Below are 13,198 nucleotides of genomic sequence, written 5' to 3' on the forward strand. Positions count from 1 at the left end.
ATCAGATGGTCGGTAAGGCGGTTTGGTTCAGACCTATTGTTGGAAGCGCCACACTCAGCTTTCGAATACTTCTAGGCACGACGTGGACGGATAAAGCAGAACGTCGGTTCGCGTATTCGTACTACCATGGGCATATGACACTGCTGATATGCAATCGCTACTCGGCAAGGGTTACGGCCGGTGTCGCAGTTGCATCATCTGCGACACCTACCGGAGCAGACTCCTCAATCTAGTAGGGGTCACTACACCAAAGTGAGTTTTCCGTACGCCAGGAGCGACCAGAACGTGTCCGAAAACCTGTCTCCCGCTCTTATTATCCGGCAACCCGTCAAAATCGAGCGCTGTCGGACGCTGCCAGCACCGCAAGTGCCTTGATCGTCTCGGCCTGTGTCGGTGGTCTGCTGTCATCCTCGGCGAAATGGATCGCGTCTCGCACGGCATCGTCGGCGAAATCGAAGTCGTCGCTCATGATTAGGCAATCTGCGACATAGTTCGCGAGTTCAAAGGACAATCGTTCTTCAGCGATAGCGGCGAGCAGCCGTCTCGCTCCCTCTCTCGTCACTTCGTAAGATGGTCCATCCGTGATGATGATGTAGCCACTTCCACCTGCTTGGCAGGCGGCGTTGCAGGCCGCTACTTCGGTAGCGATTTCACCTGCCAGCACCTCTGTCGACAGGGTCCCGGATAAATATCCTACGAGGGTTGCGTGCTCCATGTAGGCACAGTGCATCCCTGAACGACCGTCTGCAATCGGGAAGCCGGGGACTGGCTTTGAAAGGCCTACTTTGGGCGTTCGCCATGCCTGCCATTCCCGAAATTCGATGCTATTTCGAGAATGGCCGCTGACGGAAAGGCACCCATGTTCGGCCATTTCAAACCGAGCATCGTGGAGGTATTCAGTAGCGAACGGATGCAGGGGGACATGATGGAAGTTGAAGCGATCGGCACCTTTGACGTGAATCTCACGCCGGTCGGCTCCGGTGAAAGCCCGATCGGCAGCATGTCGATCGACAAGACCTTCCACGGCGACCTGCAAGGCACCAGCATCGGCCAGATGTTGGCCTTCCGTAGCGGTGTCGAAGGGTCCGCCGGCTACGTCGCAATGGAACGCGTCACCGGCACCCTGGGCGGCCGGGAAGGCTCATTCACCCTCCAGCATAGCGGACTGATGGACAAGGGCGCGCCATCGCTAACGGTCGTCGTTGTGCCGGACTCTGCCATCGGCGGGCTGGCGGGACTGACGGGGACGATGAACATCGTCGTCACACCGGGCCGGCACGATTACCAGTTCCGCTATACGCTACCGGATTAAGCGACCGCTCCGGTCATCTCGGCGAGCTTCGCCAAGGTGTTCATGTTGCGAGCCGTCCCGTGCTTTTCGCTGGGAATGCGAAGGCGGGTGTTCGCCATACCCTCCGGGTAGAAAACGAACAGCTCCCGCTCCCCGAGACGGACTTCTTCGTTCTTGATTCCGGTCACGCCATCGAGAGGACCGGCGGGAAGCGCCCGGTCCACGAACAACGCCATGACGCGGTTGCCCGGCGCGTCTGCGAAAGGGTTACGGACAAGCGCATCGGCAATCTCGGACGCGGTTCTGACGATCACGCCGACGCTCTTGCCAGCGTAAGCGTGTAGCTGATTCTCAAGGGCGGATCGCACCTGATCCTCCGACCTGTCGCTTCGGAAGACGACGTTGCCGCTGGCAATATAGGTCTTCACCTTCTCGAACCCGACCGTTTCGCACATTTGCGCCAGCGTCGTCATCGGCAGCTTGCCGGTGCCACCGACGTTCACAGCGCGAAGCAGGGCTACATATCCGGTCAACTTCGCACCCCCTTATCCTTGGATCGTCATCACGATACTGTAGATGTCAGAGCTAATTGGCATGGTTCTGTCAGCGATAAATGGCACGTTGCGCCGGTTCGTTAGATCTTGGCCTGCGCGGTCCAACCGATCCGCCCAAGCGTGCCGAGCAAAGTCGAGCGCGGCACCTTGAAGGTTCGGCAGACAGATGCCTTGCTGGCCCCTCCCTCCAGCGCGGCGGTAATCCGTTCAAGCGTTTCGGCGTCGATCATCGGCGGTCGGCCACCCTGGCGTCCCCGGCGTTTGGCCGAGGCCAGTCCTGCCATCACCCGTTCGCGGGTCAGCGCACGCTCATATTGTGCCAATGCGCCAAATAGAGAGAACAGCAATTCGCCGTGCGGCGTAGTCGTATCCATTTGCTCGGTCAGCGACCGGAACGCGATGCCCCGCGCCTTCAGGTCTATAACGATCGTCAGCAGGTGCGGCAGCGAGCGTCCAAGCCGGTCGAGCTTCCACACGATCAGTGTGTCGCCCGCATTCAGATAGTCGAGGCAGGCTTTCAGGCCTGGTCGGTCGTCGCGCGCGCCAGATGCCTTGTCGGTATGGAGATGCCGATGATCGACCCCGGCTGCGACCAGCGCGTCCCGCTGGAGATCGACCGTTTGGCGATCATCGGCCGATGACACCCGCATATATCCGACCAGCATGTACGACAAACCCTCAAAAGCATGTTCTCGAACATCCTATCAAAGCGACAGGGTTTGTCGACCGTTATGGACTGAGGTGAGTATGGTTCATCAAAAGCGCAGGTCGGGGGTGTCGCCAATCATGTGATTGTGTTGAAGAAGTCGGCCTCGGCGCCGGCTGGCACCGGCTTAAAATCAAGGCAAGCCTACCTGCCTTTTCAGGCGGGTGCCATCTGCGCCGGCATCGGAACGAGCTTGGCCATCTTGCGGAGGTTCTGGGCGGTGGCGGCGAGTAGGAACTCGTCCTTGGCGCCGTTTGGACCCCGCAGGCGCAAGCGGTCCAGCTTCAGGATGCGTTTGAGGTGCGCGAACAGCATTTCTACTTTCTTGCGCTGTCGACGAGACGTCACATAGGCGTCCGTAGTGGCGATATCGCGGGCCAGATCGCGGGCGCCCTCATGGACGGAACGCAGGATCTTCCGGTGCGGCCCATTCGGGCAACACCGCGGCCGCAGGTCGCAGGCGTCGCATAGGGCCTTGCGAGTGCGGTATCTGTAAAGTCCATCGACTGGCGGCTGCTCCTTTGCGGCGCGGCCCTCATGCCAGTAACGCCGCAGCTCTTCTCCCGCCGGGCAGGTGTAGAGATCGCGCTCGATGTCATAGCTGAAGTCGGCGCGCTCGAACGTGCCGTCACGGCGGACCGACTTATCGAACACGGGGATGTGAGGCTGGATGTCGCGCTCGTGGACGAGCCACGCCAGCATCTCGGCCGAGCCATAACCAGTGTCGGCCGCCAGCCGTTCGGGCCAGACGCCGAAGCGGTCCTGCACGCGCTCGATCATCCGCTTGCACGCGGTCACCTCGGCCTGCCGGATCGCGGTGCTCGCCTCCACGTCCATGATGACGGCATGATCGAGATCGATGAGGTAGTTGGTCGAGTAGGCGTAATAGGCCTGCCCCCCGTGCGCACAGGTCCAGCGCGACGCAGGATCCGCCGGCGCCAGGTACTTCGGCACCACCGGCGTGGCCGCCCCGAATGCGGCATCGTCGAGGACGGCAAGATACTCGCGAACGGCACGCGTGTCGGCGTCGGGCGGCAGGCCCTCGCTACCCGGGCCGCCAGTCTGACGATTGGCATCGGCCCGGATGAGGCTGGCATCGACAGCGAAGCCTTCGCCACCGACCAGCCCCTCGGCCATGCATCGCTCGACCGTCGTTTCGAACAGCCGGCGCAGCAGGTCGCTGTCGCGGAAACGGCCATGGCGGTTCTTCGAGAAGGTAGAATGGTCGGGCACGTCGCCCTCCAGCCCGAGCCGGCAGAACCAGCGATAGGCCAGGTTCAGATGCACCTCGTCGCACAACCGGCGCTCGGAACGGATCCCCATGCAGTAGCCGATGATGAGCATGCGGATCATCAGCTCGGGGTCGATCGATGGCCGTCCCATCTCGCTGTAGAACGGCTTCAGATGTTCGCGAATGCCGGACAGGTCCACGAACCGGTCGATCGACCGCAGCATGTGGTCCGCCGGCACGTGCCGCTCCAGGCTGAAGCTGTAAAACAGCGCTTCCTGCGCTACCGTCCGATCGCCCATCATCGGCCCGTCTCCGCTCACCTTGCGAAGATTGAATCAGACCGCCGACACCACTGCAAGGCCGACTTTTTCAACACAATCATGTGTTTTCCGACAGTGGTGGTGGGCGCTTAGCATTACTAAGGAGCCAAGACTTGCAGCCGCTACCCTCCAAGAACTTGAGCTAGGCGTACATCCATCCGCAAGCCTAATACGATTGCGGACGAAATGTCAGTTTTACGGTTCGGTGCAAATATTGGATCTGGGTTGATGACGTATTGAATATTCGGCAATATTCTGACGCCAGGCATGGCTGCAAATCCATAGTTGATCTCACCGATAATCTCGTTCGATTTTGGCGAACCTGTTCCGCCAGCCTTCGTACGCAAATCGCGAAGATAATTTATCTGCTGGTTGCTAAAATGCGTGTTGCTGACCAGGAAACCGATCGTGTCAGCGTTGCGGTTTTTGAACGTGCCTGTCTTAACGAAACCGGCAGAGGCAAACCAATCGAGTTGGGCGACGTTGCCGACATTGTAGAAGACCCGCCCGAATAGCGCGAGGTTGCGGGTGCTCTCGCCGGCCCCACGTTGTATCGTTTGGTCTGCCATCGCATACAGACCAACGCGGTTGCCACCTTGTGCAACACGTGCGAGCCCGGACACCGCTGCCGACCCGCCGTTGCGATCGTAATACGGGCTCTGGCCTCCATCGGTGTTGATATAGGCACCGGCCTTGTAGCGGCGCGGCAACCGTTCGTCTGCGAACGTCGTTTGATACCCCACTTCGTTGGCGATAAGCACGCCCGTGCCCTTACCGAGCGAGAAATCGAGGCCGCCCTTCCCCTTGAGGTTAAGGTCGTTGTCGTACTCGAACACGCCGGTCTGAACATACCAGCGCTTGTCGATCGCGTACCGCACCTTGGCGGTCCACGACGAGTTGGGAAACGCGGTGATGCCGATGTCGCTGATCCCGCCATACGCCGTAAGGCAACTCGTGTTGCTCATGAATACGCAGTTGAGCGGCGAATTGTTGAAGTAGCTGTTAACGGCTGCGCGGCCGACAAGAACGTTGAGCTTACCGAAGTCATGCTCGATGTTAAACTGGGTCAGCCGTGGTCCGGCCACCGGGCGCCAAGTCTGCTGAAAACTGATCGAGTTGCCGATTGAATCGCGACCCAGGCTGTCTCCGCTGAACCAAGCGCCTTGAATATGAACCTTTGTGTTCGATAGCCCAATCAGCTTTTCGAGATCGATGTCAGCCGCGGTCGATACCCAATGTGACTCCGCACTGCCTTGACGAATACCGCCGACTGGGTTGGCTGCAACGTTGCCAACGAGATCAAGAACTAAGTCTACGCCCGCGGTCTTCAGTGCGCGAAGTTCTTTGCCGATCGGATTATTGCGCTGGAAACGCGCGATGCCGGAGAGCGCTGGCTGGTCCGCAGTACCCTGCTTGGTATTGGGGTAAAAAACTGGGAGGTGACGGTCGTCGGGCTTGCCTTGCGCTACGCCTTGGTCCGTTTCTGTCGTCGGGATGGCCGCGTCAGTAGGTGCGGTGATTGCCCGAGACGGTTGAGCTTGGGACGGCTCAGATTGTACCGCTGCGGTCAGCGCGATGGCAATAGCGATGGACATGACGGTCTCCTGCCCGGCCGCAAACTAGCTAAGCCGGCTGTTATCGTAGGACGGTGATTGTGGCGGCGATCACGCTTGGTGATCGCCGCGCGGCTTCAGGCGGCTACCGGATACTTCGCCCGCAGCCGGCCATTCCCGATCATCGCTGCGAGCGTGCGCTCGTCGAGCTTGCCTTCCCACTTGGCGATCACGACGGTGGCGAGGGCATTGCCGATCAGGTTCACGAACGTCAGGCCCTCGGCGAGGATACGGTGGATGCCGAGAATGAGCGCGATGCTGGCAACCGGGATAGTACCCGTCGTGTTGAGCGTCGCTGCAAGGACCACGAACGCCGCACCGGCAACGCCCGCGGCACCCTTGGACGTCAACAGCAGTACCGCGATCAGCCCGAGTTCGTGCCACAGCGTCAAGTGCGTGTTCGTCGCCTGCGCCAGGAACACGGCGACGGTCGTCAGGTACAGGCAGGTGCCGTCGAGGTTGAAGGAATATCCTGCCGGGATGACGAAGCCCACGACGCTCTCCTCGCAACCGACCTTTCGCATCTTCTGGATGAGCCGCGGCAGGACCGTCTCGGTCGAGGTAGTGGCCGCGACAATCACGATCTCGTCCCACAGATAGCCAAGCAGGCGCCACAGGCTGACCCCGCACCAATGCGCGATCCCGCCCAGCACGACCGCGGTGAACAGGCCGCAGACGACGAAGAACTCGATGATCAGTTCGCCCAGCGACCAGAGCGACGCCGTGCCGAACTGGCCGACCGTGAAGGCAATCGCGCCGAACGCCCCGAGCGGCGCGAAGTACATGATGTAGCCGATGATCCGGAAGAACCCTTGCGAGGCGCTGTCGATCAGCGTGTAGACCGGCTTGCCGCGCTCGCCGATCGCCGCGATCGCTATGCCGAACAACACCGAGACGAACAGCACCTGGAGGACATGGCCTTCGGTCAGCGCGCTGGCGAAGGTGTCGGGGATGATCCCCATGAAATAGCCGGTGATCGACTGGTCGTGCGCCGTCGCGACATAGGTCTTGATCGAGGCAGTATCGATCGCGGCGACGTCGATGTTCATGCCCGCGCCCGGCTGCCACAGATCGACCATCACCAACCCGAAGATCAGCGCCAGGATCGTCACCGCCTCGAAATACAGGATCGATTTCAGCGCGACGCGACCGACGCTCTTCATGTCGTTCATCCCGGCGATCCCGTGGACGACGGTGACGAAGATCACCGGCCCGATCATCATCCGGATCAGCTTGATGAAGGCGTCGCCGAACGGCTTCATCGCCACGCCGGTCGCGGGCGCAAAGTGACCGAGCAGGATGCCAAGCACCGTCCCCGCCAACACCTGGAACCAGAGCTGGCCGAAGACGCCGAAGCGGCTCACCTTGCTGGTAGTCTCTCCTAGGTCCGTCATCGTTTTTCTTTCGTTGTGACGCCTCGGCGGTCTCAGCCGAACAGAATGCCGTCGAACAGCTTGCGGGCGGTGCGGAGCATGGCCGCGCCGACGACGTTGCCGTTCTCGTCGAGGTCGATCACGCAACCAGTCGCGCCGCTGGGATGCTCGACGTCGAGCGATTTCGCCTGGCCTTCCGGCACGACCGCGAGGCGATGCGCAGGCGACCCTTCGATCAGACAGGCAGTGGCGACGCTCACCGCGCCCAGCACGCCGATCGAGGCGTGGCAGCGATGCGGAATGAACGAACGCACACTAATCGCACCGCCGTTGCGCGGCGCGGCGACCAGCATCAGTTTGGGCACCGATTGATCGTTGACGTCGCCAAGGTTCATCAAGGGCCCGGCCTTGAGCCGGATCGCCTCGATCCGCGCCTTCAAGAAATCGTCGGCATCGAGCATCGCGCGGTCTTCGTACCCGTTGATACCGACATCGGCCGCGCGCAGAACGACGCAGGGCATGCCATTGTCGATCAGCGTCGTGTCGACGCCATCGATAACATCCACGGCGTTGCCCGTCGGCAGCAACGCCCCGCAACTCGAACCGGCGATGTCGGCGAAGGCGAGCGGGACAGGTGCGCCCGTGCCCGGAACCCCGTCGATCCGCGCGTCACCCTCATAGGTGACGACGCCACATGGGGTCTGCACCTTCGCGGTGGCGAGCTTGCCCGTGTTGACCATGAAGATCGAAACCTTCGTCTTCTCGTCCTTGGCCTCGACCAGGCCGCGTTCGATCGCGAACGGTCCGACCCCGGCCAGCATGTTCCCGCAATTCTGGGCATCGCTGACGATCGCCTCGTCGACGAAGACCTGCAGGAACAGATAGTCGACATCGGCGCCCTCCCGCGTCGAGCGCGAGACGACCGCGACTTTCGAGGTCAGCGGATCGGCGCCGCCCATCCCGTCGATCTGCCGCGGGTCGGGTGAACCGAATGCCCGCAGGAGGAACGCATCCCGCCTTGCCGGATCCCGCGGAAGATCGTCCGCGAGGAAGAACCCACCTTTGGAAGTGCCCCCGCGCATCCACATCGCGCGGACGCCATCGGCATTCGGTTGATCAGACATATTTCAGTCCCTTGGCAGCAAGCCGCTCGCGCATCGCATAGATATCGAGCCCGAGTTCGCCGTTGGCCATTCGATCACGCTTCTCCGTCTCCCGCGCTTCGCGAGCCTGTGCCTCCGCAAGCACGGCGGCCGCGTCCGCGCGGCGGACGACGCAGACGCCGTCGTCGTCGGCGACGATGACGTCACCCGGCTCGATCCGTTCGCCCGCACAGACCAGGGAGACGTTGACCGACCCCAACGTCTCCTTGACGGTGCCTTGCGCGAAGATCGCCTTCGACCAGACCGGGAACTGCATCTCGGTCAGGTCGCGCACGTCGCGAACGCCGGCGTCGATGATAAGTCCGCGGCAACCACGCGATATCGCCGACGTCGCGAGCAGATCGCCAAAATAGCCGTCTTCACACGGTGACGTGGGCGCGACCACGAGGATGTCGCCGTCCTTCACTTGTTCAATGGCAACGTGCATCATCCAGTTGTCGCCCGGCGGAACGGAGACGGTAACCGCCGAGCCGGCAATACGCGCGCCCGCATAGATCGGACGAAGGCGGCTGCCGAGCAGCCCGATCCGGCCCTGCGCCTCATGCACGGTGGCGACGCCGACCTTGGCGAGGCCGTCGATGACCGACGGTTCGGCGCGTTCGATATGAGTGACGACGCTGGGCATCTCTGATCCTCGATCCTTTTTTCGTTATCCTCCCTAGGAACCGCCGATAGCCCAAAGGCAAAACGGATTTGCGCACAAGGCATAAGCTGTGCTGAAGTCCCCGCCATGCCAAGTCTTCGCGAACTCAACCTGCGCCATCTCGATGCGGTCGCCACCGCCGCTCGCCTGGGAAGCATCAGCGCAGCCTCGCACGCGATGAACCTGTCGCAGCCCGCGCTGACGCAGGCCGTTGCCAAGGTCGAGGCCTTGCTCGGCCACCGGCTTCTGGACCGGCAACCGGGCGGCGTGGTCGTGACCGAGGCTGGACGACTGATGACCGGCCGGATCGAGTATGCCCTGACGTACGTCGCGCAGGGTGGACGCAGCGTACGGCGCGGGGCACGCTTGCCGCCTTTGCCCAACGTCGAGCGCCGCATCACGCTTGGCCAGTTGCTTGCCCTGATGGCGGTCGACCGTGCGGGTAGCTTTGCACTGGCGGCCAGACACACCGGATTGTCCGAGCCCGCCGTTCACCGTGCAGCGCGCGATCTCGAACAGGTGCTCGAGGTGCCACTCCTGGCCCGGCAGGGACGAACGGTCCAGCCGACGGCGGCCGCGGCGCGGCTGCTGAGATTTGCCCGACTGGCACAAGCCGAACTCGAGTCGGGCTTCGACGAACTGGCGGCGCTGCATTCCGAAGGCGCAGGACGTATAACAGTGGGCGTCATGCCATTGGCGCGGGCGATCCTGCTGCCGCAGGCGCTCGCGCGTTTCGCTGGCGCCTACCCGGCAGCCTCCGTCAATGTCGTCGAAGGGCCCTATATCGAAGTGCTCTCCGCGCTGCGCGAAGGCGCGATCGACGTGGTGGTCGGGGCGATGCGCGACCCCTTGCCCGTCGCCGACGTCGTGCAGGAACCCTTGTTCGACGATGATCCCGTCATCGTGGGACGCAAGGGGCACCCTCTGCTCGGCGAGGCGGGCTTCGTATTTGCACGCCTATTGGATTTTCCTTGGGTAATCGCCGCGCCCGGGGCTCCCGTACGACGGCGCTGGGAACAGATGTTCACGGAACACGGGCTCGAACCGCCAGGGCCGCGGATCGAGTGTGGGTCCGTGATGGTGGTGCGAGGGCTCATGCTGGAGGACGATTGGCTGACGCTCATGTCACGCGACCAGTTCCTTCTCGAAGACCGCGCAGGGCTGCTGAGCGAGGTGGCCGGCGCCGGGTCGTCGCTACGCCGGCAGATCGGGATGACGACGCGCGCGGATTGGCGCCCCACCCACCTTCAGCACGAATTCCTGCGCATCTTCCGATTCACTTGCTCCGAGTGGACTTCAGGAAAAGCAATGGACCGACAGCCGTTTCGATACGCCTGATGGGCCACGGGCGGTTAAATACCGCGCATCACATCGCCGGTAAGGCGCACGCCAGCCCTCGTCATCCCGGGAACGCAGCCATGATCATCGACTGCCACGGCCACTATACGACCGCTCCTGCCAGCCACAATGCATGGCGGGACGCGCAGGTCGCAGCGATCGGAACGGGCGGCGACATAGACCCGGCCTACCCCGCCATATCCGACGACGAGATCCGCGAGACGATCGAAGCGAACCAGTTGCGCCTGCTGCGTGAGCGCGGCGCCGACATGACGATCTTCTCACCCCGCGCCTCGGCGATGGCGCCGCATGTCGGGAACGAAGCGGTCGCGCATATCTGGGCACGGCGCTCGAACGACCTGATCAAACGGGTCATCGATCTGTACCCCGAGACCTTCGCAGGCGTATGCCAATTGCCGCAATCGCCCGGCATCTCGATCGCGCATTCGATCGGCGAGCTCGAACGCTGCGTGACGGAGCTCGACTTCATCGGCTGCAACCTCAATCCCGACCCGTCGGGCGGCAAGTTCGATTCCCCGCCGCTGACCGATCGGGCGTGGTATCCGTTCTTCGAGAAAATGGTCGAGCTCGACGTCCCCGCGATGATCCACGTCTCCAGCAGCTGCAACCCGGCGATGCATGCGACAGGCGCGTACTACATCGCGGCGGATACGATCGCGTTCATGCAGTTTCTCGAAGGCGACCTATTCCGGGATTTTCCGGACCTGCGCTTCATCATTCCCCATGGCGGCGGCGCGGTGCCCTATCATTGGGGACGCTATCGCGGGCTTGCCGACATGCTGAAGCGCCCGCCCCTTGCCGAGCACGTCATGAAGAACGTATTCTTCGATACCTGCGTCTATCATCAGCCGGGCATCGATCTCCTGTTCGAGGTGATCGACGTCGACAACATCCTGTTCGGGTCCGAGATGGTCGGCGCGGTGCGCGGTATCGATCCCGAGACCGGCCAGTATTTCGACGATACCAAGCGCTATGTCGACGCGCTAAACATCTCCGATGCCGACAAGCGCAAGGTGTTCGAGGGCAACGCCCGCCGCGTCTACCCACGCCTCGACGCGCAACTTGCGGCGCGGGGACTCTGATGTCCGCGTTCCCGATGGATCCCGCCTGGATCTGCTACCACCCCGCCCCCAGCAAACCCGCCTTCACCGTGCCCGCGGGCGCGGTCGATGCGCATTGCCACGTGTTCGGGCCAGGCGATGTGTTCCCTTACGCGCCGGAACGGAAATACACACCGTGCGATGCCGGCAAGGACGAGCTGTTCGCGCTACGAGACCATCTGGGCTTTGCCCGCAACGTTATCGTCCAGGCGACCTGTCACGGTGCGGACAACCGCGCGTTGGTCGATGCCCTGCGGACCGCTGGCGACCGCGCTCGCGGCGTCGCGACCGTTCGCGATACGGTGAGCGATGCAGAACTCGCCGACCTTCACGCGGCCGGCGTGCGCGGCGTACGCTTCAACTTCGTCCGTCGTCTCGTCGATCCAAAGCCCGACGCGTATTACCGCGCGATCATCGACCGGATCGCTTCGCTCGGCTGGCACGTCGTGATCTATTTCGAAGCCGCGGATCTCGAAGAGCGTTGGGACTTCTTCACGTCGTTGCCGACGATCGTCGTGGTGGACCACATGGGTCGCCCCGACGTGACGCAGCCCGTCGACGGCCCCGAATTCGGCCGGTTCATCCGCCTGATGGCCGAGCACGACAACGTCTGGACCAAGGTGAGCTGCCCCGAACGCCTGTCAAAGGTCGGTCCGCCTGGCTATGACGACGTCGTGCCCTTCGCACGCACGCTCGTCGAACGTTTTCCCGACCGCGTCCTGTGGGGTACCGACTGGCCCCACCCCAACATGACGACGCACGCACCGGACGATGGCGCGCTGGTCGACATCATACCGCGGATCGCCACCAATGCCGCGCTTCAGCACAAGCTGTTGGTCGATAATCCAATGCGCCTCTACTGGACTTAGCCGGCTGGCAGGATCAGCTCACACTTGATGATGTGGTTCGGCATGAGACGCTTCTGGACCTCCGATACCCGCATCACCTGATCCTCCCGCGCCCATCCCGCCACCGCCACCGCCACCACCACTTGCTTTGGCGCCTTCGCTTCTTCCGCTAGCGTTCTTAGCCCCTCCTCCCGATGACGCCGGCCGTGTCGGGCCCTGCATCGGTATCGCGAGGTCTCTCGGGATGGGATCGAGGTCGAGGGCCTCGCGAACGAAATTGCGGAGCGACACTACGAGATCGTGGGTGTGCACCGGATGCCCGGCTACCAGTTCTCGAACGGCTTTGTCGGCAAGCCTGACATGATCTTCCGTACCCAGAAGAATGATGTCGGAAAGTGCGGCTTCGACCGCGTCGCGTATTCGCCGCGTGCGGTCCGATTTCGACGCTGTCTCGGCGCTGAGGTCGAGCTGTGCCATCGGCTCGGCAGGTGCAGGAGGATCGAAGCTTCTGAGGTCCCGTTTGTGCGTCGGATCGACGGTGAGATCGCCCGTGAATGATCCGCCCAACACTTTGTACGCCGCGATCAAGGTGCGCAAACGCTCGTTGATCTGCCGATTCATTCGCTCGCGACGCTGCTGGAACGTCATCTGCGTCAGCAGACGGATGCCGACACCGAGTAGCGTGACCAGGACGATGCCAAACAGCGTGGCCAGAAGGCTCTGCCAGGAACTGAAGTCCAGACTGCGCAAAACGTTGACTCCTTCTGTGCCATGGCGGCCGTTCCAATTTACCAAAACCGGGATGGAGTTCTTAAGAGCGACACGATGAAAGCGCGCCGGTGTCGCAAGTCAAGATATACGAGACGTCCGAAACTCAGAACTTCTGCGACGCGACCGTTTGTCAAACGGTTATCATCAAGCCAAGGCGCCCCCCCGCGACAGCGCCGCTCCCAGACGTTGTAACGGCGACGAACAACGTCACTCAATATTTCAATTA

13 protein-coding genes are annotated in these 13,198 nt (G+C 62.2%); 4 read left to right on the top strand and 9 right to left on the bottom strand.

Annotation, left to right across the window (positions count from 1 at the left end; all coding sequences use genetic code 11):
* Window positions 1-328: 328 nt before the first annotated feature.
* Window positions 329-715 carry a hypothetical protein gene (locus tag AC3D24_RS21555; RefSeq protein ID WP_489033552.1) on the bottom strand — a complete coding sequence of 129 codons (387 nt, stop codon included), beginning with the start codon at window positions 713-715 and terminating at the stop codon, window positions 329-331.
* A gap of 144 nt (window positions 716-859) precedes the next feature.
* On the opposite strand from AC3D24_RS21555, the gene AC3D24_RS21560 reads away from it, so the two are divergent.
* Window positions 860-1,312, top strand: a complete 453-nt coding sequence (locus tag AC3D24_RS21560; RefSeq protein ID WP_489033553.1) for a DUF3224 domain-containing protein — start codon at window positions 860-862, stop codon at window positions 1,310-1,312.
* Here AC3D24_RS21560 and AC3D24_RS21565 read toward each other — a convergent pair.
* The 7 genes from AC3D24_RS21565 to AC3D24_RS21595 form a co-directional block, all read right to left on the bottom strand.
* Entirely contained in the window at window positions 1,309-1,824 is a 516-nt protein-coding gene (locus AC3D24_RS21565; RefSeq protein ID WP_489033555.1) for a DUF1697 domain-containing protein, read from the bottom strand. The two genes, AC3D24_RS21560 and AC3D24_RS21565, sit on opposite strands and share 4 nt — an antisense overlap.
* 101 nt (window positions 1,825-1,925) lie before the next feature.
* Window positions 1,926-2,510: a recombinase family protein gene (locus tag AC3D24_RS21570; RefSeq protein ID WP_489033556.1), complete on the bottom strand. Its 585-nt coding sequence runs from the start codon at window positions 2,508-2,510 to the stop codon at window positions 1,926-1,928.
* 197 nt (window positions 2,511-2,707) lie between these two features.
* On the bottom strand, window positions 2,708-4,084 hold the full coding sequence (locus AC3D24_RS21575; RefSeq protein WP_489033557.1) for a transposase: 1,377 nt from the start codon (window positions 4,082-4,084) through the stop codon (window positions 2,708-2,710).
* A 140-nt stretch (window positions 4,085-4,224) separates the two neighbouring features.
* On the bottom strand, window positions 4,225-5,697 hold the full coding sequence (locus AC3D24_RS21580) for a carbohydrate porin (protein ID WP_489033559.1): 1,473 nt from the start codon (window positions 5,695-5,697) through the stop codon (window positions 4,225-4,227).
* A gap of 95 nt (window positions 5,698-5,792) precedes the next feature.
* A complete protein-coding gene (dctA, locus tag AC3D24_RS21585; protein WP_489033560.1) occupies window positions 5,793-7,109 on the bottom strand; it encodes a C4-dicarboxylate transporter DctA in 1,317 nt (438 codons plus the stop codon).
* A gap of 32 nt (window positions 7,110-7,141) precedes the next feature.
* Window positions 7,142-8,212, bottom strand: a complete 1,071-nt coding sequence (locus AC3D24_RS21590; protein ID WP_489033562.1) for a 4-oxalomesaconate tautomerase — start codon at window positions 8,210-8,212, stop codon at window positions 7,142-7,144.
* Window positions 8,205-8,876, bottom strand: coding sequence for a 4-carboxy-4-hydroxy-2-oxoadipate aldolase/oxaloacetate decarboxylase (locus tag AC3D24_RS21595; protein ID WP_489033564.1), 672 nt, complete (start codon window positions 8,874-8,876; stop codon window positions 8,205-8,207). The genes AC3D24_RS21590 and AC3D24_RS21595 overlap by 8 nt, the downstream gene beginning before the upstream one ends.
* A 105-nt stretch (window positions 8,877-8,981) precedes the next feature.
* Here AC3D24_RS21595 and AC3D24_RS21600 point away from each other — a divergent pair, with 105 nt between their 5' ends.
* The 3 genes from AC3D24_RS21600 to AC3D24_RS21610 all read left to right on the top strand — a co-directional run bounded on the left by AC3D24_RS21600 (window position 8,982) and on the right by AC3D24_RS21610 (window position 12,222).
* Complete coding sequence (locus tag AC3D24_RS21600; RefSeq protein ID WP_489033565.1) at window positions 8,982-10,232, top strand: LysR family transcriptional regulator; 1,251 nt, start codon at window positions 8,982-8,984, stop codon at window positions 10,230-10,232.
* Window positions 10,233-10,312: 80 nt separating this feature from the next.
* Window positions 10,313-11,335 carry an amidohydrolase family protein gene (locus tag AC3D24_RS21605; RefSeq protein WP_489033566.1) on the top strand — a complete coding sequence of 341 codons (1,023 nt, stop codon included), beginning with the start codon at window positions 10,313-10,315 and terminating at the stop codon, window positions 11,333-11,335.
* Window positions 11,335-12,222: an amidohydrolase family protein gene (locus tag AC3D24_RS21610; RefSeq protein ID WP_489033568.1), complete on the top strand. Its 888-nt coding sequence runs from the start codon at window positions 11,335-11,337 to the stop codon at window positions 12,220-12,222. The genes AC3D24_RS21605 and AC3D24_RS21610 overlap by 1 nt, the downstream gene beginning before the upstream one ends.
* A gap of 18 nt (window positions 12,223-12,240) precedes the next feature.
* Here AC3D24_RS21610 and AC3D24_RS21615 read toward each other — a convergent pair whose 3' ends face one another.
* On the bottom strand, window positions 12,241-12,951 hold the full coding sequence (locus AC3D24_RS21615) for a hypothetical protein (RefSeq protein WP_489033570.1): 711 nt from the start codon (window positions 12,949-12,951) through the stop codon (window positions 12,241-12,243).
* Window positions 12,952-13,198 lie beyond the last annotated feature (247 nt).

The organism is Sphingomonas sp. SL1004 (genome assembly GCF_057815015.1).